We start from the raw sequence: 21,727 nt of genomic DNA, 5'->3' as shown, positions 1-21,727 counted from the left end.
GCCCGTGCGACGGCCCGTGCGACGACTCACCCTAAGACCGAGGGACGCAGCATTCCCCATCCTCACGGGGACCCGCGGCAGCCAGACACCGCCAGACCCGTCCGTTGCCGCCGCCGGCGCACCTGAACGGCACATAGCAACAAACGCCATGACCGTAGCGACCCGAGCCGGCCCCGTGCATCTAGGACGGCACCCGGACTCCTCCCGGGCGTCCGTCTTGGATGACAAAGCTGGCCACGGTGCGCACCGGCGCTCCCGGTCGGGAGACGAAGTCGACGCTCCGGAAGTCTGCGGTCCAGTCATGGGGCGTGACGACGTTCCGGACGTAGCCCCGGTCGCGGTTGATGAACTTGAGGTGCGGGTTCTCCTGCATCTGCTTCTTGTCACCCGTCGGGTTGGGCGCCGCGTCCCCGCCGGAGCTGATGGACGTCCCGACGATCTCCGTGGCCACCGTTGCGGAGGTCGGGTCGTCGAAGTCGGCCTTGACGTCGCAGAGGTAGTTCATGTGGACATCCCCGGTCAGTACGACGGGGTTCCTGGTCCCGGCGGCCACCATCTGGTCACGCAGGCGGTTTCGCGCGATGGGGTAGTTGTCCCACGAGTCGTCGTTGAAGCCTTGGTCCGGTCCGACCGTGAAGTCGCGCTGGGAGAAGACCACCTGCTGGGCGAGCACGTTCCAGCGAGCCGACGGTCCGGCCAGCGCCTGCGTGAGCCAGGCTTCCTGCTCGTCTCCCAGGATCGTGCGCCCAGGGTCGAAGCGGTCCGCCGGCGACACCTGGTCACTGCGGTACTGGCGGGTGTCCAGAACGTAGAAGTCCATCAGGTCCCCGAACGTGAGGCGGCGGTTGATTTGGAGGTGGGATCCGGCCGGCTGCTGCCCTCGACGCACCGGCATGTGCTCGTAGTACGCCTGGAAGGCGGCGGCGCGTCGGGCCCGGAACTGCTCCACGGGAACATCCGGGTCCACGTCGTCGCTGGCCCAGTTGTTCGCCACCTCGTGGTCGTCGAAGGTGACCATCCACGCAAACGCCGCATGGGCGGCCTGCAGGTTGGCGTCGGACTTCACCTGACCCAGCCTCACCCTGTAGTCCGGGAGGGTCATCACCTCGCGCGCCGGCAGGTAGCCGCGCCCGATGGTTCCCTGTCCGTCGCCCGTATACATGTAGTCGCCCAGGAAGGCAACGAGGTCGAGGTCCTCCTCTGCCATGTGCGCGTAGGCGGTGTAGAACCCAGCCGGATAGTTCTGGCAGCTCGCCATCGCGAACGCGAACCGGCTCAGGGGTGCGCCGGCCGCAGGCGCGGTCTTCGTACGCCCCACGGGACTGATCTCCGCACCCACCCGGAACCGGTAGTAGTAGTCCGCGCCGGGCTCGAGGCCTGTCACCTCGGCGTGCACCGAGTGCGCCTCATCGGGGATGGCCAGCTCGGTCCCGCTGCGAACGACCCGCCGAAAGCTCTCGTCCGGGGAGATCTGCCAGTGCACGGGAACCGGACGTCGGGGCATGCCTCCGAGGCCGTCCTCGGACAAAGGCTCGGGCGCCAGCCGGGTCCACAACACCACACCGCCGGGCAGCGGATCTCCGGACGCCACTCCCAACGTGAACGGTCCTCGCACCGGGCCCACGTCCCCGCGTGCGGCGGCGCGTGCCGGTGTGGCCCCGAAGGCCGAGGCCCCCAGCGCTGCCGTCCCGGCCGCCCCGACCTGGAGCAGGCCCCGCCGGGTTGGGGTCCACAAGGCTCTCGGCGGAACCGAACTGTCCTGCATCTGCACTCCTCGATGTCGACGGGTCACCAGGTGGCGACACGCCCGGGGATCTCAGCAGCAGCCCGGCAACGGTTCTCTTCCGCGCGGAGAACTTCCGGCGAACTGCGGCCGTCCGGACGCCGGCGTGCCCCTCGATCAGATGGCGAGCATCGGCAGATGGGCGGTGACGTGACCGACGCGTAGTCAGTCAGCCGCCAGTCGATGCATCGTCATCGCCGTCGTGCTCGATATCGCGCCAAGTGGCTAGCAGGTAGATGGCAGGCACGGTTCGCGCCTCATGAGGCACGCGTTGCCATTGCGGTGAAGTCGTCCGGGAGGCCCAGGTTCACGCCAGCCTCTCCTAGCGGATCTGCGCCGACGACGTAGGCGGTGAACTCCAGCGGCCACGTCATGCCCGTTCGTCGTGTCGGCGATCCCGGTCCAGGCACCCGTAGCCGACCCGGCCACCTCCCGGGCACGCGCTTGCACGCACCACGATCCAAGGCAGAACGCACAGGGCACCCTCGTCGATGCGCGAGTGCACCACGCCAAGCGACCCTAGATTCGTCGCTGGTCTACGACATCTAGCCGTGCTCCGGCTGCGGTCGCTCAGCAGCCCACGAATGACCGCAGAGCACCGCCGGCGGCTCGTCGACCGGCTGCACGAGGCCGGCATCGGCGCGGAAGTTGAAGATGTGGAAGCCCCACTCCTGGTGCCAGCCGCGCTGCGGGTTGGGGTCCTCGTAGAGGGGGTGCCGTCGAACTGCACCAGCGCCCACTCGGTCGCGAAGTGGCCCGGCACCCAGCCGAGGATCAGACCGCCACGACGTGCGCAACTTCCTCTACGCCATCGCCGTGTACTGGCTCGAGGAGTTCCACGCCGACGGGCTGCGGGTCGACGGCGTCACCTCGAGGCTCTACCTCGACTGCGCCCGCGACGAGGGCGAGTGGTCGCCCCACCAGTACGGCGGCCGGGACAACCTGGAGGCGGTGCGGTTCCTGCAGGAGATGAACGCCACCGTCTGCAAGCGCGTGCCCTGCATCGTCACGATCGCCGAGGAGTCGACGTCGAGGCCGCAGGTCACCGGCACCGCGTCAAGCGGCGGTTTCGGGTTCAGGCGGACATGGGCTGGAGGGAAGCTCGTCCTGAACGGGTGACGTCTGCGGCCACTCGCTGGCGCACACTGGGATCTACGGGATAGCCCGGGGCCGCTCCCCTCACAGGAAGGGAGGCCACCGTCATGTCGAACTGGTCAGGCAAGCGCAGCCGGGCGGGTCGGCAGTCGAACAGGGGGTCGCAGCGGAGGTCGGCCGTTGATCCAACCGCCCCGGCGCTCACCGTCTGGATCTACGACTCGGCGCTGGGCGCTGCAGCCGGTGAGGTCCGGCTGAGGAACCTTCGGAAGCGAAACGCGCTCGAGGTTCATGACGCAATCACCGTTTCGTGGATGCCGGGTTGTCATGAACCGCGGATCGGACACCTGCGGCTCCAGACGTCGGCGGCGGCGATCCGGGGCTCGGCGCTCGGCGGGTTGGTCGGACTGATCTTTCTTCCCCCTTCGCCCGGGGTCGCAGCCGGTGGGGGGATCGCCGCATTGGCCAGGCGACTCCGCGGTACCGGGATCGACCAGATGTTCCTGGAGGAGATGAAGGCGCACCTGCATCCTGAGACCTCAGCACTACTCATGTTGTCGGGCGAGGTCGATCTTGACCAGGTCCGCCCGGTCATCGAGCGCGGCTTGGTGCGTGGTGACGTCGTTCTCATGCACGCCCAGTTGCCCCATGACGCTTCAGAAGCACTCCGGGACGCCGTACGCCAGCTCCAAGGAAACAGTCACGGCACGTAGTCAGACCCACCGGTTACGGGCGGTCGCCACCCGTCACGAAGGGTTGACGGTCGACGGCTCTCGGGGTCCCTGCTCGTGCCGCGAGCCGGCGCGACCGGATCTCGCCTCCGGGGTCGGTCTCAGCGTCGGGATCGGCCCGAGAGAGCCGCACGTAGCTGCGGCGCAAGGAGGCGGCCGTGACGGTGAGAGCTACGGCGGCAACGGCCCGCCCCACCAGAGCCCCCTCGCCCAGCTCTTCGATGGCGAGGAGGGCGAACACCATCGAGGCAAGGCCGCGTGGACCGAACCAGCCCATGAAGAGGACGCTTCGGCTGTTCAGGCCCGTCCTCAGGAGAGCCAGCGCGACCGGGAGCATGCGCACGACGGTGAGGCTGAGGACGGCGTAGACCACCATGGCCAGGTCGAGGGCGTCGAGGACCACCGGCACGAGTGCCGCTCCGAACTTCGCGCGTGCGACTCGGTAGAGGATTTGACGGAGATTGATGTCGACTCCGGCACTGCTCTCACTGACCTCGAGAGCAGCCTCGCGGCCGTCGAGGACAACATCGCGGACGTCAGGGCCGACGCCGAGTCCGAGTTCGCCGAGCCGCTCGATGCGGTCGAGAGCAGCTTCGCTGCCCTCAAGACCAGCGTCGACGCGGCTGTCACGGCTGCTTCGGCCACGACGCTGAGCGCGGCCGGCTCGGCGCTGTCCAAGTTCGGCACCGATGTGAAGACGCTGATCGATGACATTCAGTCGACCTGCTGAGCGGACGCGGGTCACTGCAGAGCTGCGGTCAGTCTCATCACGTTGTCCCAGTACGCCGACCCCCGGGATCGGGCCAGCCAGTCGTCGAGGAGGAGCTCCTTGGACACCACCCGGTAGGCGTCCTCCACCCTCCGCATCTCGGCGACGGACTCTTGTCCGAGGAGCATGAGCGAGACCTCGTAGTTCAGGCCGAAGGAGCGCATGTCCATGTTGCTCGAGCCCAGCACCGCGACGTCGTCGTCGACGCTGAAGAACTTCGAGTGCAGGATCGACGGCGCGGGGTACATGTAGATCCGCACTCCTGCCCGCAGTAGGGCCTCGTAGTAGGAGCGCTGGGCGTGGTAGACCATGAACTGGTCGCCGGCCTCGCTCACGAACAGCTCCACGTCGACCCCGCGCTGGCCCGCCGTGGTGATGGCGTAGAGCAGCGACTCGTCCGGGACGAAGTAGGGACTCGTGATCGACAGTCGGCGTTGTGCCGAGTAGAGCAGCGTCGTGAAGGCGCGCAGGTTGTTCTCGGTCGCGAAGCCTGGCCCGCTCGGGATCACCTGTGCCTCGACCTCTCCTGCTCGTGGCGGTGCCGTGCCGATCTCCTCGGTCAGCTTGACCCCGGTCTCGCTGTACCAGTCGGTGGCGAAGAGGAGGTTGAGCGCGCTCACCACCGGACCTTCCACGCGCGCCACCAGCTCGACCCACTCACGTCCGAGCTCGTGGTTCTTCGGCTTGTTGTATCCGGGCTCGATCAAGTTCTGCGACCCGGTGAACGCGACCGCGCCGTCGACGACCAGGATCTTGCGGTGGTTGCGCAGGTCCGGCCGCCGCCACTCGCCCTTGAGCGGCTGGATCGGCAGCATCGGGTGCCACTCGATCCCCGTCGTGTCCAGCCGTGCCGTGAACTCCTTGTACCCAGGTATCCCGCGTGACCCGAGGTGGTCGAAGAGGAGACGGACCTTGACCCCGCGCGCGACCGCGCGTACCAGCGCCTCGTAGAACGGCCCGGTCACCTCGTCCCAGGCGGTGATGTAGAACTCGACGTGCACCCAGGTGACAGCGCGTCCGACCTCGTCGGTCATCGCCGCGACCGAGTCGGTGTACCCGGGGATCAGGTCGACCCGGTTGCCGGGCATCGCCGGCAACGCCCCCAGGTTCCGGTTCAGGATCGCCACCGACTTCACGTATGCCGGCCCGAGAAAGTCAGTCTCGAGACTGGGCACCTGCGCGGTCCGCTCCGCCACACGCGCGTTGACCTCGGCCTGCCGCTCGAACCGCCGACGTTCGAGCCGGGTCCGACCCAGCACGAGGAAGATCACGAACCCGAGCAACGGGATGAGCATGATCAACAACAGCCACGCCATACCGCTGGAGGGTCGCCTGTTTCTGGGCACCAGCCCCAGTGCGATCACCTTGATCGCCAGATCGAGCAGGTACAGGCCGATCGCGACCCAGGCAGCCATGCCGGTCAGCCTGCCGCTCGCGAGGCCAACAGTCCTCACACAACGTGGGTGAAGCCCGCGCAAGAGCGCGCGGTCCTCCGGGCTGCACGCCCACCCTGGGCCACCTCGTCCTTCCTGGAGGATGTGGGCCGCGCCTGGCCAGGCCTACGCTCCTTGCACCATCAGGCCACGGAAGGCTCGACCATGGGCAGATTTCGCAACCGCGGAAACGAGGATGCACACCGCTTCCAGATGAGGGAGAAGCTGGCGTCGATCGGCGACGACTACTGGATCGAGGACGATCAGGGCAACCGCGCCTACCGCGTGAACGGCAAGGCACTCAGGGCCCGCGAGACGTTCGTGCTCGAGGACGCGACCGGCCAGGAAATAGCGACGATCCAAGAACGCAAGCTCAGCGTGCGCGACAAGATCGCTATCGAGCGTGACGGGCGCAATCTGGCCACCGTCCACAAGGCGCTCGTGGGCATCCGAGCCCGGTTTGCGATCGACCTCGACGGGGGCGGCGACTGAAGGCGCGCGGGAACATCGTCGACCACGAGTACGAGATCGAGCGCAACGGAGATCGGGTGGCCCAGATCTCGAAGCGGTGGTTTCGAGTCCGTGAGACCTACGGCATCGAAATCCAGGATGGTGAGGACGTGGGACTCGTGCTCGCGACGGTGGTCGCGCTCGAGTCGCTGACGGACGACGACTAGCCGCTACGGCGGGATGGGGGCGCTCCACCTCGGGTCGAGCGCGCACCACATCAAGCCGATGGGAAAGACCACTCAGAGGACGGTGCGCGCCAGTGCGCGAAGGAGGCGAGGTCGAGCTCCTCGCGCATCCAGAACCCGGATTCCCATGATGTGGTCTCCGTAGGCGCGCCCACTGATCCACCATGCGATGGTCAGGTACACCATGGCGACCAGCAAGAAGCCGTCATGGTCCAGTGCTGTGACAGGTCCGGCAGGCTGAAGGCGCGCGGGCGGGCCGATGGCGTCGTCGGCTGAGATCCCCGCCATGTGCGCGTTGCGGACGGTCTCGGAGGATGCAGTCGGAGACGAACCCGGGCGACCACAAGTTCCGCCACCTCGGCCCGGAGAGTGTCGATCCTGTTCGAACGAGCGTCACCGCGACGCGGACTGTTTCCCCGACGACCCGGCCGCAACGTCGAGCAACAAACGCGCGTCTGAGCTCGGACTAGCTCCGGCGGTCCGCCGCGGACCTGCCACCGGCTGCGTCACCCGTCCAGCCTCTCCACGAGCGAGGCGTGGGGCCTCACTCGCCCTAGATGAGGCGTCGCCCGCAGCGCGAGGCACGTCATCTGCTCAGGACGATGCCCGCGACGACCGGAACCGTGAGGGTCGATGCGCACGACAGGGAGTCAGGAAGGATGCGATGAGCAACGTGACGTCGGCGCAGGCGATGGTCGGCATGGTGAGGGTCAGCGGTGGTTCCTATCTCGCCGGCGACGACCGCTTCTACGCCGAGGAGCGGCCCGTCACCGAGGTCACCGTGGGAGACCTATGGGTCGATGTCCACCCGGTGACGAACGCGCTGTTCCGTTGGTTCGTTGAGGCCACTGGCTACGTCACGGTCGCCGAGTCACAGCCTCCGGCCGAAGACTTCGACGGGGCACGTCCGGAGGATCTCGTCCCCGGCTCCCTGGTCTTCACGGGAACCAGCGGTCCGGTTCCCCTCGATGACTGGACACGATGGTGGTCCTGGGTACCCGGTGCCGACTGGCGGCGCCCCCAGGGCGGCGACTCCACACTCCTTGGCCGCGAACTGCACCCAGTGGTGCACGTCGCATTCGAGGACGCGCAGGCGTACGCCACGTGGGCGTCCAAGGCGCTGCCTACCGAGGCCGAGTGGGAGTTTCTCGCTCGAGGCGGGCTCGCCGGAGCGACGTACGCCTGGGGCGACGACTTCATGCCGGGCGGCAGGGTCATGGCCAACACCTGGCACGGCCGCTTCCCGTGGGAGAACATTGGTCCCCATGGATTTCACGGGACCTCCCCGGTAGGCACGTTCCCAGCCAACGGGTACGGCCTCCACGACGTCACTGGGAACGTCTGGGAGTGGACGAACACCCCCTGGACCGCCGACCGGTCCCCGGAGCGCACACCCGCCTCCTCGTGCTGTGCGCCGGTGAATGCGACGGCACTGGCAGAGACGGATCGTCGGGTGACCAAGGGAGGGTCGCACCTGTGCGCGCCGTCGTACTGCCTGCGCTACCGCCCGGCGGCAAGGCAGGGGCACAGCGTGCGGAGCTCGACCTCCCACCTCGGGTTCAGGTGTGTTGTCCGAGAGTGACTCACTGCGCGGTCATCCGCACTGGACGAGTTGCCGGCCGCAACTTCCGGTGAGACCTCGGCCCATGGTGCGAACCGCAATCGTGGCGCTCGTCGGGTGGCCATAGCCGGCGCAGTCGGCGTCGCTGCGGCCGTGACGAAGGTCAGTGGCAACGCGATGAGGTACAGGATCGGACCGAACAGAGCGTCGACCACACCGAGCATGAATCCCGCCCCCAAGAGGGTCAGGCGGGCTGGTGGTCAACGGATGGGGAGCAGTTCCACTGGGGCATCGTCGGCGCAATGGTCATCTCGATCGTCACCGCCCTCCTGGGTCGGGTGCAATGTCCGGTTGTCGCTGCCCAGAGCTGAGTCGAGGATGGCAGGAGTCAGGTCTCGGCTGAGTCAGCGGCCCGCCGGGCCCGGACCTGATCGTCCAGCCCGTTGAGTGCGGTGTGCCGCGACGGTGGCGACATTGCGAAGAGGTTCGTGACCAGTCGTTGCATCCGCTCGAGCACCATCGGAGCCGATGCGGCGGGCAGCAGATCCTGGACTCCGGTGCGCAAGTAGTCCTCCCAGGTCGGCAGTACCAGACGGACGCGGGAGACGCCGGCGCGGTCGGTGATGTCGTCCACCCAGAGTTCGCGGGCGGCCAGCGCGCAGAGTAGGCCCTCGGTCGCGTCGACGGCGTCCACCGCCGTGGCCGGGTCGTTGACTGCCGGGGAAAGCGCGCGCAGCCCGATGTCTGCCAGGAGCCGAACCGCGAGCATCGGGTCCTGGTCGAAGGACCGCTCGGCCCCGCGGACGACCGCGGCGCGCACGACTCCGTCGGCGAGGTCGCCTCGGTGCAGGTCCGCCAGCGGAGTCGCCTCGTGCACGGTGTCGCCCACACCGAGGCGGAACACCACCAGCGCGTCGGCGTGAGTCGCCGCGTCCACCAGACGTCGCAGGTCGAACTGCTGGATCACCCCCGGCGGCCCGGCCCAGATAACGGTGCGGCGCGGGGCCGTCAGGTGCTCCGCCGCGGGAGCCGACGCGTCGGATGCCGATGACCGGAGCGGGTACACGTCGCCGATCACCGCGAGCCCCCGGGCGACCACCGCGGCCAGCACCTGGCCGAGCTGCAGCGACAGGAACGCGCGGGTCTGCAGCGCGCGGATCAACGCGAACACAACGAGCGCCGCAACGACCGCCGTGATCGGCACCAGCAGCGAGACCCGGTCGTTGGTGCCGCTGGCCAGCCCGGCAGTGACGGAGAACACGAACACACCGATCGCGAACGCAAAGGTCCGCCACACCAGCGGGTCGTCACGGAACAGGTTCAGCCGGGGCGTGAAGGTGCTGGCCGACCACTGCACCACCCCGAACAGCAGCGAGAAGACGATGGTGACCACGCCGATCACCCCGAGCCCTACGGTGAACAACGGCTCGACCAACTGACCGCCCTTGACGGTGGGGCCGCCGCGCACCCGGGGCAGAGCCAGTCCCAGGGTGAGTCCAGCAGCCGCGTACAGCAGCTGCACCAGGCTCGCGCGGAGCGGACGCCGGGCCCGCAACAGACGCGGCGGCGGTCGTCGGTCGAGGGGTCCGCCGCTACCGGCCGAGCGGCTCATCTTTCCGGCGCATCGCGGCGGAGGCCAGCAGCCCGGACTACGGCTGACGGGACGGCGGCTGACGAGACGGCGGACGCGGCGCTGTTCGGCCCGGCGATCGCCAGATCGTGAACCGGGGTCATGACACACCTCCGGGGTCTAGCGGTCTACTCAACCTAGTGCGCGAGGGCCTGGTTGGCCTCACCCGATCAGGATGACGGTTGCTCGGCCGAAGCAGTGGCCCGGAAGGCGCACCTCATCCTCCTTGAAACCACTCATCCGCTGAGGGTGACGCTCACAAACGCGCGCACGGGTCACGATTGAGATGCATACGATTCCGGGTGCATCCTCGATCGAAAGGTCCTCTCATGGACGACTACCCGCTGCTTGGGATGTTCTTCACGATTCTCTGGTTCTTCCTGTTCGTCGCCTGGATCAGTGTCGTCATCGGGGTGCTGAGCGACATCTTCAGGAGCGCGGACATCTCGGGAGCCGGCAAGGCCGGATGGACGCTGCTCGTCGTCGTACTGCCACTGCTCGGGGTGTTGCTGTACCTGATTTCGCGCGGCAACTCCATGCAAGAGCGGGACATTCAGGAAGCAGCGCGACGCGAACAGGCGCTCCAGGCCTACATCCGCGACGTCGCCGGGACACCGGCCCCCACGGCTACGACGCGCCCTCCCACTCCCTGATCGCTCAGCGCTAGGCTGATCATTGCGAGAGCAACTGCAGCTCCCGCGCCCGCCTGACGGCCGCGTTCCGGCGCGTGACACCGAGCTTCCGGAGAATGTTGCGTACGTGTGTGCGAATCGTGTTGACGGAGATGTACATGACGCTGGCGATCTCCTCGGTGCTCAGCAGGTTCGCGAGGTGACCCAGGACCTCCAGCTCCCTCTCCGTGAGCCCTTCCACGACAGGCCCGGTGCTGGGAGTGACGGACGGCTTCGCAGCTGACAACCGCTGCGAGGGTCGTCCCGAGACCTCAAAGAGCCAGCCGTACTCAGCGCACAGCTCGACGTCCCGAACGAGGAGCTGCCGTACCGCAGCCGGCGCCTCGTGGAATGGGCGGCGCAACCGCTCCGGCGCGGCGAGCCCAAGAGCCTGGCGCAGCGCCTGGTGCGCCCGGACTGGTGCACCTTCGCGGAGCCGACGAGCGCACTCGACCAGCCAACCCGAGACCCGGGTCGGAGTGGAGGTCCGCGGCGACAGCACGGAAGCCAAAGCGGCGTCGGCGGCATCTGTATCACCCAGCTGCGACTGCGCAAGTCCTACGACAAGGGTTGCTCCGGGGTCGTCGTCGAGGCCTTCCACCTCCAGAATCGCCTCCGCCGGCTCCCCAGCGGCCACCCGGAGGTAGGCCAGCTCGACCCGTAGCTGCTCACTCAGCCAGACATCTTCCTCGGGGACCCCGGCAGTCGCCTGCTCGAGGCCGCCGAGTGCGCCCGGTCGGTCACCGTGCGCGACTTGCAGGCGCGCCCGGATCAGGGACTGCAGGGCAGCCGGAATCGGGTCCATCGGGGCAAGCTCCAACTGCTCGACCGATCGAACGTGATCAGCCGCCGCACGGAGGTCGTACCGCTCCATCTCCACCCAAGCGAGCGCCGTCCTGGCGACGGACGACCAACCTGTCGCGCCGATGCCCATGTCCTCGATGGGGCCCACTGCCCGGGCCCCGAGCTTCGCGGCCCGGGATAGCTCCCCCAAATGGCAGGCAATGAGGGCGCGATATCCAAGCCCCTCCGCGAGGATCGGCTCGGAACCGGTCTCGCTCGACGCCGCGACTCCAGCCTTGAACATCACGTCGGCCTTGGCGAGTTCTCCTTGTCGCATAGCCGCCATGCCCATGCTGGTGTGGACAAGGGCCCTCAACTCTGGATGAGAATCTATTCTCGACCGGCTGCCCTGCGGTTCCAGCGCCTGCTCGGCCGCCTTGGCCAGCACCATCGCCTCGCTCGGGTTTACCGAGGATCGTGCGCGCACCGCGTCCAGCACTCGCGCAGTGACGTTCTCGGCCCAGCCGTGAGAGCCGGACCGTTCCCCGGACCGAGTGCGCACATCAGCCAGCTCGTGGGTGACCCCCTGCCTGTCGCCCGCACCCAGCGCAAGGGTTGCCCGGACGAGGGCGGCGGACGGATCCGCCACTTCGTCAGGAATCGACCGCAACGATCGTGCCAAGACGCTCGTTCCGTTGTCGATCAACAGCTGGCCGACCGCCAGGTCGTCGACGACCTCGGTGGCCGCCTCTTCCCAGGCGCCGATGGCGGCGAAATGACCGACTGCAGAGGTGATGAGACCTTCGCGGGCAAACCATTCAGCCGCCTCGCGCTGGAGCCGCCTCATCTCGTCAGGAGCCTCGTAGGCAAGCTCGGCGCGCAGAAGGTCCCTGAAGAAGGGGTGGTATCGGTAGAAACCCCGATGGCCGGGGACCGGTTCGATGAACACATTGTTCCGAGTCAGGAAGGCCAGCACCCGCGCGGCCGAGGGACCACCGAGTGCCTCGGCCAGCCCGGGCTGGATCGTCTCGGGGATGCTGGTGGCCAGCAGCAGTGCCCTTACCTCAGGGCTCTGGGCATCCAGCACCTCGCGCACGAGGTACTCCGCGATGTTGCCGGTGTCCCCTACGATTTCCGCAACGGCATCGTCGGGATGCTGCCGCAGCAGCAGCAGTTTGGCGGCGAAGCGCAGGCCCGCCGCCCACCCCCTCGTCCGAACGTTGAGCGCATGGACCGACTCCGGCGCCAAGGTCACGCCCGCCCGTTCGAGCAGCTCACCTGCCTCCTCGTCAGTGAAAGCCAGATCCGTCATGCGCACCTCGACGACCTTGTCGTCCAGGCGATAGCGGTACAACGGGAGCACAGGATCGGCTCGCGTCACCATCACCATCCGGAGACGGTGGCCGCTGTGCCGCAAGAGGAAATCCAGATCCTCCGCCACCTCGGCGGAGAGCAGTTCGTACCCGTCGACCACGACGGTGAGTCGGTTCGGGTGGCTGGCAACCGCCTCTGCTATCCGCCGACGAACGTGGCGGTCGAGCCGGCCGTCGCCCGCGGGAACGGCCCGCGGCGGAAGCCGCACGCCCAGGCTCTTCAGGCACTCGACGACACCGGGCCAGAACGCGACGTCCACACCCTCGAAGGTGATCCAAGCTGTGCGGTCCTGCTCTTCAGCTTCGGCGACCCAGTCGGCCAGCAGAGCCGTCTTCCCGGTTCCCGCTGGCGCGCTGAGCAGAACGAAAGGGCTGGTCTCGCCACGATCGAGCATCTGCAGGAGGCGTGGGCGCCGACAGTACGACGCAGGAACCGCCGGAGCGCCGCACCAGCCAGCGTTCGCCGCAGTTTCGTGGGGGGCATCGCCAAGGTAGGGAATCATCGCCGACCGCAACTCCATCCCTAGAGCGCGTGTCCGAAGCACGCAATCACTACTTGGAACCGGGAGCACCAGGCAACTAGTTTCAGTCGTTCTCTACCAGACCTGGGGCCCGCAACTGACCCATCTGGCGCCGCTCATGACCCACGTGGCACATGCATTGTAGCCCAAACGGGATATATCTGATCGAAAAGGAGTATTAAGCGAGGGGAATCGTCCGCGGAGCCAGTTGGCGGGCTATGAGTCAGTGCATGTCGGGCTCGCGCGCCGGGTCATCATTGACCCGCGGGGGCCTGCCTCCTGCGCCCGGTCGACGGCTCGCTGACCCGGACGCTCTCAATGGTCAAGCCCTCAGCGTTCAACATGTCGACGACGTCGGCCACGTCCGAGCCCGTGCTGGCAACTGCCCGGAAATCGGTGCCCGCGCATCTCTCAGCGGCGGGCGACTGCAAGGCGTGACGAAGCGCGGGGCCGAGCTCCCCGTCGACAGTCAGCTCGAACACGGCCTCGTCCACCGGGCGCCTAGCGCTATTCACAGGTCATCCTCGGCCGGCTTCTCGTCCACGCTTCTCGTCACGACCCGACGGACTTCCACTACTTCGAGACCGAAGGTCCGCAGCCGTGCGAGAAACCCGTGGAGTTCCGCCTGGTCCTGACATCTATAGACCAGCACGGTCCTCGTCTCCTGGGAGGTGACCTCGACGTCCGCGAATTGGTGCAGGACGTGGTGAGGGACCAGTCCGGCGACGCGAACCTCGAAAGCCCGTCCGCCGGCATCGCGCGACTCTGTGGACGGCGGCAAACCAGCGGCGATCCGGGGTTCGCGCGGATTCTGATCCACGATGCTCAACTCGACTTCCCGCGGCAGGTGGCCTCGGCCGCGTCACGACACTTCTCCGCATCCTCCGACTCGGTGCGAGCCACGTCATCGTCCTCAACAGATGAGTGGCCTTGGCGGAATGGCGTCGAGGAACGTCCCCCGGGGTGAATGAGGACCGTTCGCTGTGCGCGCGGCATGGTCGGCATCAACGCGACGATCGAAGGAGAGTCGATGAGCCACTACGCAGATCCCCAGCCCGCGGCGGCAACGTCCGACAGCTACAACTCCCCGTCGGCATGGGTCGGGTGGATCGGCTTCGCCGGGGTGATCATGACCATTCTCGGCACATTCCACATCATCGAGGGCCTGGTCGCCCTGTTCAACGACGACTACCTCCTCGTCGGGAAGTCCGGTCTGGTCATTGACGTTGACTACACCGCCTGGGGATGGGTCCACCTCATCGGTGGTGTGATCGTCCTGGTGGCGGGTCTGTGTGTGTTCGCCGGGCAAGTCTGGGCCCGCGCCGTCGGGACGGTCATCGCACTGCTGAGTGCGGTGTTGAACCTGGCCTTCTTGAGTGCCTACCCCGTGTGGTCCTTGATCATGATCGGCCTGGCCGTGGTCGTCATCCTCGCGCTCACGGTTCACGGCTCGGACATCAAACCCTGAGCCTGCGGCTCACGCTTCTCGTCGGCTCGGCCCCTTCCAGCGCAGGCGCCGCTCGTCCGAAGCGGGTGAGGAGAAATGGGCGCTCGGCCCCTAGCGTCGGGGTGAGGACGCCTCGTCCGAAGCGACGGGGTCGCTGTTGAGAGGGATGGATGATGACGGACGAGGTTGAGCTCGGGCCAGTCGACTACCTGATCGTTGAGTTCCCCGGGAACAAGATGACCGGCGAAGGGCTAGCGGAGCTCGTGGCGCTGGTCGACCGCGGAATCATCCGAATTCTGGACCTGGTCTTCGTCCGCAAGGACGAGGCAGGCGAGGTTGCCGCCTTCGAGCTAGCCGACTTCGACGGCGACGGCCAGCTGGATCTCGCTGTCTTCGAGGGTGCCGCTTCAGGGCTCCTCGACGAAGACGACATCGCGAACGCGGGTCGCGTCATCGAGCCTGGCAACGCCGCGGGGATCATCCTATTCGAGAACGCGTGGGCCGCACCGTTCGTCGCGGCGCTACGGCGCGGCGGTGCAGAGCTCGTGGCGAGCGGACGGATTCCCGCAGCAGAACTTCTCAGCGCCCTGAAGCTCGCGGAGACAGCCAGGTAGCCGGGTTGTCCCACGAGGTGTCGCCCCACGTCATCCATCAGAGTGCGAAAGGACAGGTCCATGCCGGGACTTCTACGAGGAGTCGCCAGGACCGCCGTGGTCGCCGGAACGGCTACTGCTGTGTCGAACCGTGTCGCGCGGCGACAGGCGAACCGCTGGGCCGCTCAGGCGCAACCGCAAGATCCTGGGGCGTACGACGCGCCGCCCGCTCCGGCTCCGTCTCCGACCACGACCGACGTGATCCAAGCGCTCACCCAGCTCGGTGAGTTGCACGCCAGCGGTGTGCTGACGGACGAGGAGTTCGCGGCCCAGAAGGCGAAACTTCTCGGTTAGGGCGTCGCGTTGGGCGGTCAGCTCACTGGCATCACCCGGGGAGGACGATCCGTGGGGATGTGCCACTGACGACTCTCGTGTCCCGGAGCTTGCTCCTCCGCGACTGTTGGACGACCGCTGCCCGTCGGCCCAGGGCCAGTCCCGTAGCGGATCATCCTCTGCGTGTGAGGCGCCCGAGCGCGTTCCGACGGACCTTGGAGGTATGCAGCCGAGCCTGACGGGCGGGGACCCCCGATGACGACAGCGTCGCCCGCTGCAACACCAGCCGAGCCCGCAGCACCCCGTGCTTCCGTCGGCGGAGCGATCGCAGCGGCCGTCTGCATCGTGCTCGCAGCCTTGCTCACCACGCCGGCGGCCCTCGCGTACTGGGGTCAGCGCACGGTGACCGACACCGAGCGTTATGTGGACACGGTGGGTCCACTGGTGGACTCACCGGAGGTACAGGCAGCGATAGCGGCCAAGGTCACCGAGGCTCTCCAGCAGCAGGTCGACGTCGAGGCGATACTCAATGAGGCGTTCGCTGGTGTCATCACGGAGCGACCACGTCTCGAGGCCCTGGTAGGCCCACTCGCCGGCGCGATCAACGGGCTGATCGACAGTCAGGTCCGGGCCTTCATCGCCTCGGACACCTTCGACGACTTCTGGGTCACCGCCAACACCAGGCTGCAGCAAGCCCTGGTTCGCGTCCTAGAGGGAAACGAGACCGGGGCAGTGTCGCAGCAGGGCGACCAGGTCGTGCTGGACGTGACGGAGGTGATCGACCAGGTCAAGCAACGGCTGGTCGATCGCGGGCTCACCATCGTCGAGAACCTCCCCATCCCCGACGCGGACCGGCAGATCGTGCTGTTCGACGCGCCCCAGCTGAGACAGGCACGCACCACGTACGCGTTCCTGCACCCGGTCGCCACCTGGCTGATCGCAGTCGTCGCCGGGCTCTATCTCGCCGCTGTCGTGCTTTCTCGCCGCCGACCGAGGATGACCGTCATCGTCGGCGTGGTTCTGGCGGCGAACTCGCTGCTGGTCGCCTGGGCGCTCTCGGCCGGCCGCCAACTGTTCGTCGACTCGCTCTCCGACACGGAGTTCGGACCCGCCGGCACCTCGATCTTCGACACCTTGCTGTCCTTCCTCATGCGGGGCCAGCGAGTGCTGTTGTGGCTCGGCCTGATCCTGGTGATCGCGGGCTGGTTCGCCGGGCGCACCACGTTCGCGACCGCGTTCCGGAGGACGTTGGGCGGCGGCCTGGAGACGGCGGGTGCCGCGCTTGCCGGCGGTCCGACCGTCGGTCCCGGCCGCTGGGTCGCGGCCAACGCAGCCTGGCTGAGGGTGGTCGTAGGCGTGCTCGGCGCTGTGGTCCTGCTCTGGGGCAACGAAGTCTCAGAGAGCCGGTTGGTCTGGGCCCTGGTGCTCGTGGTCGCGCTCCTCATGGTCGTGCAGATCCTGATCGGCACCGGAAACGCGTCCCGCCGGGCCGGCACACCATCGGGCGACAACACGAACGTCCGCGAAGATGGCACTGACCCCTTGGGAAAGCCGGGCCTGCCTGGTGGCGAGACGATCCCGGCGAGACCTCGCACTTAGCCTTCGCTATGCGGGAGACCAAGATCCTCGCAGGCGAGTCGAGCGCTCCCGAGGCCCATCGGGTTCGATCATGCCGGGTGGCTCAGCTCGGACCACGGAGCCAGACCGTTGCCAGCGGCGGGACCACGATCGTCGCGTACGCCGGCAGCCCTGGAGTCGAGTGGGCCGGGGAGTCGAGTGGGCCGACCTCGAGGCCTGCGAGCCGGCCGAGGTTGCCACGCCCAAGCCGCCGTACGCCGGGGCGTCGGTGTTGACCAGCTCGCTCCACTCTCCGGTGCTCGGCAGCGTTCAGCGGCGACGGCCTCGTCGTCGGTCCTGTCTGCGGTCGACCCCATGGACGACCACCGCGGCTGTCGCGGCGGTGGTGGCGACTCGTGCCACTGGGGCCGGGCCGATCACCGCGGCGCGGCGCATCCGTCGTCGTGCGATGCCCATGTCAGGCCCCATCCTTGGCGAGTTCTTCGTCGTCTTCTTCGATCACTGCCAGCAGGGCCTGCACGGGGATCCGTCCGCTCGCCACGAGTTGCCCGCCGGCTCGGCGTACGGCAGACCCGAAGGGCGCGGCCCAGGTGTTCTCCCAGACGAGTACCGCGGCGGTGCTGCCAGGTTCCACGGCGGCCGCGACGGCGGTCACGTCGTCCTCGCTGAGCAGCATGGCCAGGTCCGTCTCGTAGGTGCGGAGAGCCCCGACCTCCGTGTCATCGAGGTCGGAGAGCTCGAACGCCTCGAGGGATCCGTCTGCGTCCTTCCTCATGATCAGAAGGTCCAGGACGCGCACGATGCCGCGTTCCACCAGGTCTTGCAGCTCGGGGACGATCTCGCCCTTGAACCGACTCCCAGGGAACTCGACCACGATCCAGTCAACTGGTCCGAGCTCTTCAACGTCGTCTGTGGTGTCCAGGTTGGTCTCGGTCACAACACACTCCTCGTGGCCATCTAACTCGTGGAACGCGGCGACTGCCCGTCCCCATCTAGCGTGGGTGAGACCCGTCCCGCGCGACTCATCCCATGCGGATGATTGCGCCGAGACCGCGCGAGCGAGCTATTGAGGGCGAACGCGTGTTCACGACTTGACGGCCGCCTAGAGGATGGTTCGAATCGTCGTGCCGTGAGACGCTCGGCGGGTGGATGAGATCAGCTTTGACGACGTGATGGAACAGGTCGTGCACGGCTTCGAGATCGGTGGCGTGGCGATCCTCGTGGTGGGCTCGCTGGCGGCCTTTGTCACCGCGGCGTTCACGTACCGGCGCTTCGGAGGCTTGCGGGCCTACGAGGGGCTGCGTCGAAACGTAGGGCGAGCCATCCTGCTCGGGCTCGAGTTCCTGATCATCGCGGACATCGTGCTCACGATCACCGTCGACCCGACGCTCGAAAGCGCCTTAGCTCTCGGACTCATCGTGCTGGTCCGGACCTTCCTCAGCTTCTCCCTCGAGATCGAACTTGAAGGCGCCCTGCCTTGGCGTCGAGCGACCCCAGGGAAGGGGCCAGACGTCACCACCGGTCAGGCCCCAACGTCATAGCGACAACCGAGGCAACGCGCCGGAACCTGCCCGGGCGTGCAGCAGGGCCGGTGGTGCCTGGCAGGAGCGACCTCCGGACGCAGCATTGCTAGTTGGAGCGACGACCTCACGGCGGGCCTCACCGTGCCAGCCCGAGCGCTGTCCATCGCGTGCTGCACGGGGAACGCACGCCCGGGCGGATGGCGAGATCGGCCGCCTGACTGAACCACGCACGCACCCCACCTTCTCCTCCGATAGGCAGGTTGTGATCGCCGCTGACACGGGAACGACCGGCTGCTCGAGCGGCGCGCAGCCGACCCGCTTCTGAACCCGCCGTTATCGGACAGGCGATCATGGCCCACCGTCGGCGGTATGGCCGGTGCTCGAATGCCCGCCCGAGGTGCGGACCTGGCCCCGGGCTGTTCCCGCGTCCTCCGCACGGACGGCGACCTCAAGGACGGCCTTGCCCGCAGTGAGCCGTAGCACGACGGGCTTCTCGCCCATCCGCTTGACCTCTCCGACATCGGCGGCGCGCTCTTCCTCGAGCGCGTCGACGGCGACCAACTCGTTCCGGAACAGGAAGGGTGCTCTAGTCCACACCACCACGTCGCGCACCCAGCGACCGTACCCGCGCCGCCACTTCGGACCCAGACCTTCGACGTTCCCGTCGGCGACCCGGATAGCGCCATGGAAGGCCCCGGACTGGTGGTTCACCCACCGCTTGCGGGAGAGCACGACGGCGACGAACACGACGAGGACGACAATGTCCACGCCGAGCAGTGCAAGGACCGCGATCACCATCGCGGGCACCGTTGATTATCGACCGGCATGCCAGCGAACGGCCGGTCGAGCGAGTGGCCACTGGCTTTCCTCATTGCCTCGCCATGGCAATGCGGAGGCGCTCCTCGGGGTCGATGTAGTGGTCCTGGTCATCGTCGCCGAGGTCGAGCTGCACCCAGTGGATCTTGCCTGTGAACCGGCTGGTCGCCGGCGTGTAGTCGGGGGTCACAGTTGTGCCGGTCTCGCAGCCGATGTCAGTTGTCTCGTCGGCGGAGAAGAACATCGGTTGGGTTGCCTCAACACGTCCACGGCCGGCCGGCTGTCCGTCGTGGTAGATCGTGACGTCGCCACCCTTGGCCAGCCCTCCGCCGTCATAGGCGAACTCCATCCGCACTTGGTGATGACCGGCCGGGATCGGGTCGTCGGCCTCAGTCGCGAACTCCTGGATGCCGAGCACGTTGTAAACGAACTTGGCCTTGCCGTCCTTGACGTAGACCGCCCAGCCGCCGAACCGGCCGCCTTGCGCGATGATAACGCCGTTGGCACCGCCGTCGGGGACGTCAATGTCGGCGGTCACTGAGAACGACTTGTTCTTGATGCTGACTACGCTGTTCTCTGAGAGCCGGCCCATCCCGGGGAAGAACAGCTGGGAGGTGCCGCGGATCAGGGAGGGTCGCCCTGCTAGCTCGGGATTGAGTCGGTCGCCGGTGCGGTCGTCCAGTGGCAACACGTTGTACTTGGTGGCCTCGATCAGCCACAGCCGCTGCAGCTTGGCCAGCATGTCCGGGTCTTCTGCGGCCAGGTTGCGGGCCTGGCTGTAGTCGCGGTGTCCGTCGTACAGCTCCCAGGTGTCGTCATCGAACGCGGGCATCTCCCCGCCGACCATGATCCACGGTGTCTTGTGCTTGGTGACCGCGCTCCAGCCCTTGTGGTAGATGCCGCGGTTGCCGAACATCTCGAAGTATTGAAGGTCGTGCCGCTCCGGGGTGTCTGGCTCGTTGAAGGTGTAGAGCATGCTGGTGCCCTCCATCGGCGACTGCAGTACGCCGTTCAACTCAGTCGGCTCGGGCAGCCCGGCAGCCTCGAGGATGGTGGGGGCCAGATCGATGACGTGGGTGAACTGCGAACGCAGGCCGCCGGACTCCACGATCCCGGCGGGCCAGTGCACGATCGTCCCGTTGCGGGTGCCGCCCCAGTGCGAGGCGACCTGCTTGGTCCATTGCAGTGGAGTGTTCATCGCCCAGGCCCAGCCGACCGAGTAGTGGTTGTAGGAGCCCTGGCCGCCGAACTCGTCCATCTTGCTCAGCATGAACTCGGGGGTCTCGAGGGCGGCCATCCCGTTGAAGTTCGCCATCTCGTTGAAGGCGCCGTTCATCGTCCCCTCGGCGGACGCACCGTTGTCGCCGATGATGTAGTAGATGAGGGTGTCGTCGAGGACCTCGAGAGCTTCGAGGGCGTCGATCAGCCGGCCGACATGGTGGTCGGTGTGCTCGAGGAACCCGGCGTAGACCTCCATCTGGCGCGCCAGTACCGGCTTGAGCGCGTCGGGCATGTCCTCCCAGGCGGTGATCTCGTCGTGCCGGGCGGTGAGCTCGGCTTCAGCCGGGATGACCCCGAGCTCCTTTTGCTTGGCAAAGATGCGTTCGCGCTGCACATCCCATCCGTCGTCGAACTGGCCTGCGTACTTGTCGGCCCACTCCTTGGGCACGTGGTGCGGGGCGTGGGTGGCGCCGGGTGCGTAGTAGACGAAGAACGGCTTGTCTGGCATTAGCGCCTTCTGCTGCCGAATCCAGCTCACGGCATGGTCGGTGAGGTCCTCTGTGAGGTGGTAGCCCTCCTCGGGCGTGGCCGGCGGCTCGATCGGTGTGGTGCCGTCGTACAGCGCTGGGTCCCACTGGTTGTTCTCGCCGCCGATGAACCCGTAGAAGGTCTCGAAGCCACCTCCGCCCGACGGCCAGGCGTCGAAGGGACCCATCGGGGAGGACTGCCAGACGGGAACCTCGTGACACTTACCGAACTGGGCGGTGGAGTAGCCGTTCAGCTTCAGGGTCATCGCCAGCGGTGCCTTGGTGTTCGGGCGTAGCGAACTGTTGCCTGGCGCCGACGTGGCGGTCTCGGTGATGCTGCCCATGCCGACTGAGTGGTGGTTGCGACCAGTCAGGAGGGCCTGGCGGGTCGGCGCGCAGAGGGCCGTGGTGTGGAAGCGGTTGTACTTCAGCCCGCCCGTGGCCAGTCGCTCGGCGTTCGGGGTATGGCACGGACCCCCGAAGGCGCTTGAGGCACCGAAACCCACGTCGTCCAACAAGATGACCAGCACGTTCGGAGCACCCTCCGGTGGAGTAAGAGGCTCGATCGGAGGAAATGCCGTGTCCGGATCCTTTGCGTCGTAGGTCACCAAACCTGGAGTCGGCCGATCGGGGATCGGCAGCAT

The 21,727-nt window shown here is 67.3% G+C and carries 23 protein-coding genes; 12 read left to right on the top strand and 11 right to left on the bottom strand.

Annotated elements, in window-relative coordinates:
• Positions 1-181 precede the first annotated feature (181 nt).
• Both ACP7BP_RS10555 and ACP7BP_RS10550 read right to left on the bottom strand, forming a co-directional pair.
• A complete protein-coding gene (locus ACP7BP_RS10555; protein ID WP_426244553.1) occupies positions 182-1,765 on the bottom strand; it encodes an alkaline phosphatase D family protein in 1,584 nt (527 codons plus the stop codon).
• Between the two features lie 563 nt (positions 1,766-2,328).
• Positions 2,329-2,523 carry a hypothetical protein gene (locus ACP7BP_RS10550; RefSeq protein ID WP_426244552.1) on the bottom strand — a complete coding sequence of 65 codons (195 nt, stop codon included), beginning with the start codon at positions 2,521-2,523 and terminating at the stop codon, positions 2,329-2,331.
• Positions 2,524-2,572: 49 nt separating this feature from the next.
• Between ACP7BP_RS10550 and ACP7BP_RS10545 the strand changes: the two genes are divergently transcribed.
• The 3 genes from ACP7BP_RS10545 to ACP7BP_RS10535 all read left to right on the top strand — a co-directional run bounded on the left by ACP7BP_RS10545 (position 2,573) and on the right by ACP7BP_RS10535 (position 4,339).
• On the top strand, positions 2,573-2,902 hold the full coding sequence (locus tag ACP7BP_RS10545) for a hypothetical protein (protein ID WP_426244551.1): 330 nt from the start codon (positions 2,573-2,575) through the stop codon (positions 2,900-2,902).
• A gap of 83 nt (positions 2,903-2,985) precedes the next feature.
• Entirely contained in the window at positions 2,986-3,591 is a 606-nt protein-coding gene (locus ACP7BP_RS10540; RefSeq protein ID WP_426244550.1) for a DUF1269 domain-containing protein, read from the top strand.
• Positions 3,527-4,339: a hypothetical protein gene (locus tag ACP7BP_RS10535; RefSeq protein WP_426244549.1), complete on the top strand. Its 813-nt coding sequence runs from the start codon at positions 3,527-3,529 to the stop codon at positions 4,337-4,339. The genes ACP7BP_RS10540 and ACP7BP_RS10535 overlap by 65 nt, the downstream gene beginning before the upstream one ends.
• A gap of 11 nt (positions 4,340-4,350) precedes the next feature.
• Here ACP7BP_RS10535 and cls read toward each other — a convergent pair whose 3' ends face one another.
• Positions 4,351-5,793, bottom strand: a complete 1,443-nt coding sequence (gene cls / locus ACP7BP_RS10530) for a cardiolipin synthase (protein ID WP_426244548.1) — start codon at positions 5,791-5,793, stop codon at positions 4,351-4,353.
• Positions 5,794-5,841: 48 nt separating this feature from the next.
• Here cls and ACP7BP_RS10525 point away from each other — a divergent pair, with 48 nt between their 5' ends.
• Together ACP7BP_RS10525 and ACP7BP_RS10520 are read left to right on the top strand one after the other, a co-directional pair.
• On the top strand, positions 5,842-6,303 hold the full coding sequence (locus tag ACP7BP_RS10525; protein WP_426244547.1) for an LURP-one-related/scramblase family protein: 462 nt from the start codon (positions 5,842-5,844) through the stop codon (positions 6,301-6,303).
• A 56-nt stretch (positions 6,304-6,359) separates the two neighbouring features.
• On the top strand, positions 6,360-6,488 hold the full coding sequence (locus ACP7BP_RS10520) for a hypothetical protein (protein WP_426244546.1): 129 nt from the start codon (positions 6,360-6,362) through the stop codon (positions 6,486-6,488).
• 72 nt (positions 6,489-6,560) lie between these two features.
• Here ACP7BP_RS10520 and ACP7BP_RS10515 read toward each other — a convergent pair whose 3' ends face one another.
• Positions 6,561-6,794: an RDD family protein gene (locus tag ACP7BP_RS10515; RefSeq protein WP_426244545.1), complete on the bottom strand. Its 234-nt coding sequence runs from the start codon at positions 6,792-6,794 to the stop codon at positions 6,561-6,563.
• 376 nt (positions 6,795-7,170) lie between these two features.
• Here ACP7BP_RS10515 and ACP7BP_RS10510 point away from each other — a divergent pair, with 376 nt between their 5' ends.
• Positions 7,171-8,088 (top strand): formylglycine-generating enzyme family protein, encoded by a 918-nt coding sequence (locus ACP7BP_RS10510; protein WP_426244544.1) that lies wholly within the window; start codon positions 7,171-7,173, stop codon positions 8,086-8,088.
• Between the two features lie 367 nt (positions 8,089-8,455).
• Here the strand turns inward: ACP7BP_RS10510 and ACP7BP_RS10505 are convergent, their stop codons facing one another.
• Positions 8,456-9,589, bottom strand: a complete 1,134-nt coding sequence (locus ACP7BP_RS10505; protein ID WP_426244543.1) for a DUF2254 family protein — start codon at positions 9,587-9,589, stop codon at positions 8,456-8,458.
• A 437-nt stretch (positions 9,590-10,026) separates the two neighbouring features.
• Between ACP7BP_RS10505 and ACP7BP_RS10500 the strand changes: the two genes are divergently transcribed.
• Positions 10,027-10,350, top strand: coding sequence for an SHOCT domain-containing protein (locus ACP7BP_RS10500; protein ID WP_426244542.1), 324 nt, complete (start codon positions 10,027-10,029; stop codon positions 10,348-10,350).
• A 19-nt stretch (positions 10,351-10,369) separates the two neighbouring features.
• Here the strand turns inward: ACP7BP_RS10500 and ACP7BP_RS10495 are convergent, their stop codons facing one another.
• The 3 genes from ACP7BP_RS10495 to ACP7BP_RS10485 all read right to left on the bottom strand — a co-directional run bounded on the left by ACP7BP_RS10495 (position 10,370) and on the right by ACP7BP_RS10485 (position 13,865).
• Positions 10,370-12,919, bottom strand: coding sequence for a LuxR C-terminal-related transcriptional regulator (locus ACP7BP_RS10495; protein ID WP_426244541.1), 2,550 nt, complete (start codon positions 12,917-12,919; stop codon positions 10,370-10,372).
• 380 nt (positions 12,920-13,299) lie between these two features.
• Positions 13,300-13,539 carry a hypothetical protein gene (locus ACP7BP_RS10490; protein ID WP_426244540.1) on the bottom strand — a complete coding sequence of 80 codons (240 nt, stop codon included), beginning with the start codon at positions 13,537-13,539 and terminating at the stop codon, positions 13,300-13,302.
• A 17-nt stretch (positions 13,540-13,556) separates the two neighbouring features.
• Positions 13,557-13,865: a hypothetical protein gene (locus ACP7BP_RS10485; RefSeq protein ID WP_426244539.1), complete on the bottom strand. Its 309-nt coding sequence runs from the start codon at positions 13,863-13,865 to the stop codon at positions 13,557-13,559.
• 174 nt (positions 13,866-14,039) lie between these two features.
• On the opposite strand from ACP7BP_RS10485, the gene ACP7BP_RS10480 reads away from it, so the two are divergent.
• From ACP7BP_RS10480 to ACP7BP_RS10465, 4 genes are all read left to right on the top strand, one after another.
• Complete coding sequence (locus ACP7BP_RS10480) at positions 14,040-14,513, top strand: DUF7144 family membrane protein (protein WP_426244538.1); 474 nt, start codon at positions 14,040-14,042, stop codon at positions 14,511-14,513.
• Positions 14,514-14,665: 152 nt separating this feature from the next.
• Entirely contained in the window at positions 14,666-15,106 is a 441-nt protein-coding gene (locus tag ACP7BP_RS10475) for a DUF6325 family protein (RefSeq protein ID WP_426244537.1), read from the top strand.
• Between the two features lie 60 nt (positions 15,107-15,166).
• Entirely contained in the window at positions 15,167-15,439 is a 273-nt protein-coding gene (locus tag ACP7BP_RS10470) for an SHOCT domain-containing protein (protein ID WP_426244536.1), read from the top strand.
• Between the two features lie 423 nt (positions 15,440-15,862).
• Entirely contained in the window at positions 15,863-17,017 is a 1,155-nt protein-coding gene (locus ACP7BP_RS10465; RefSeq protein ID WP_426244535.1) for a hypothetical protein, read from the top strand.
• A gap of 436 nt (positions 17,018-17,453) precedes the next feature.
• Here the strand turns inward: ACP7BP_RS10465 and ACP7BP_RS10460 are convergent, their stop codons facing one another.
• The gene (locus ACP7BP_RS10460) at positions 17,454-17,933 is read right to left on the bottom strand and encodes a DUF6325 family protein (RefSeq protein WP_426244534.1); all 480 of its coding nucleotides are present in this window, start codon (positions 17,931-17,933) and stop codon (positions 17,454-17,456) included.
• Positions 17,934-18,141: 208 nt separating this feature from the next.
• Here ACP7BP_RS10460 and ACP7BP_RS10455 point away from each other — a divergent pair, with 208 nt between their 5' ends.
• Positions 18,142-18,537 carry a DUF1622 domain-containing protein gene (locus tag ACP7BP_RS10455; RefSeq protein ID WP_426244533.1) on the top strand — a complete coding sequence of 132 codons (396 nt, stop codon included), beginning with the start codon at positions 18,142-18,144 and terminating at the stop codon, positions 18,535-18,537.
• Between the two features lie 330 nt (positions 18,538-18,867).
• Here the strand turns inward: ACP7BP_RS10455 and ACP7BP_RS10450 are convergent, their stop codons facing one another.
• Together ACP7BP_RS10450 and ACP7BP_RS10445 are read right to left on the bottom strand one after the other, a co-directional pair.
• Positions 18,868-19,317, bottom strand: coding sequence for a hypothetical protein (locus ACP7BP_RS10450; protein WP_426244532.1), 450 nt, complete (start codon positions 19,315-19,317; stop codon positions 18,868-18,870).
• A gap of 70 nt (positions 19,318-19,387) precedes the next feature.
• Complete coding sequence (locus ACP7BP_RS10445; RefSeq protein ID WP_426244788.1) at positions 19,388-21,727, bottom strand: arylsulfatase; 2,340 nt, start codon at positions 21,725-21,727, stop codon at positions 19,388-19,390.

The sequence above is a fragment of the Nocardioides sp. LHG3406-4 genome (genome assembly GCF_049897745.1).
Taxonomy (GTDB): domain Bacteria; phylum Actinomycetota; class Actinomycetes; order Propionibacteriales; family Nocardioidaceae; genus Nocardioides.
The sequence above is the reverse complement of the archived record's forward strand: the minus strand, read 5'-3'. Positions and strand labels throughout refer to the sequence as shown.

Coding starts and splice junctions, on each gene's coding strand:
- ACP7BP_RS10515 (WP_426244545.1), bottom strand. CDS start 6,794: ATGGCGGGGATCTCAGCCGACGACGCCATCGGCCCGCCCGCGCGCCTT.
- ACP7BP_RS10475 (WP_426244537.1), top strand. CDS start 14,666: ATGACGGACGAGGTTGAGCTCGGGCCAGTCGACTACCTGATCGTTGAG.
- ACP7BP_RS10445 (WP_426244788.1), bottom strand. CDS start 21,727: ATGCTGCCGATCCCCGATCGGCCGACTCCAGGTTTGGTGACCTACGAC.
- ACP7BP_RS10500 (WP_426244542.1), top strand. CDS start 10,027: ATGGACGACTACCCGCTGCTTGGGATGTTCTTCACGATTCTCTGGTTC.
- ACP7BP_RS10450 (WP_426244532.1), bottom strand. CDS start 19,317: ATGGTGATCGCGGTCCTTGCACTGCTCGGCGTGGACATTGTCGTCCTC.
- ACP7BP_RS10470 (WP_426244536.1), top strand. CDS start 15,167: ATGCCGGGACTTCTACGAGGAGTCGCCAGGACCGCCGTGGTCGCCGGA.
- ACP7BP_RS10480 (WP_426244538.1), top strand. CDS start 14,040: ATGGTCGGCATCAACGCGACGATCGAAGGAGAGTCGATGAGCCACTAC.
- ACP7BP_RS10540 (WP_426244550.1), top strand. CDS start 2,986: ATGTCGAACTGGTCAGGCAAGCGCAGCCGGGCGGGTCGGCAGTCGAAC.
- ACP7BP_RS10510 (WP_426244544.1), top strand. CDS start 7,171: ATGAGCAACGTGACGTCGGCGCAGGCGATGGTCGGCATGGTGAGGGTC.
- ACP7BP_RS10555 (WP_426244553.1), bottom strand. CDS start 1,765: ATGCAGGACAGTTCGGTTCCGCCGAGAGCCTTGTGGACCCCAACCCGG.
- ACP7BP_RS10495 (WP_426244541.1), bottom strand. CDS start 12,919: ATGCTCGATCGTGGCGAGACCAGCCCTTTCGTTCTGCTCAGCGCGCCA.
- cls (WP_426244548.1), bottom strand. CDS start 5,793: ATGGCTGCCTGGGTCGCGATCGGCCTGTACCTGCTCGATCTGGCGATC.
- ACP7BP_RS10535 (WP_426244549.1), top strand. CDS start 3,527: ATGACGCTTCAGAAGCACTCCGGGACGCCGTACGCCAGCTCCAAGGAA.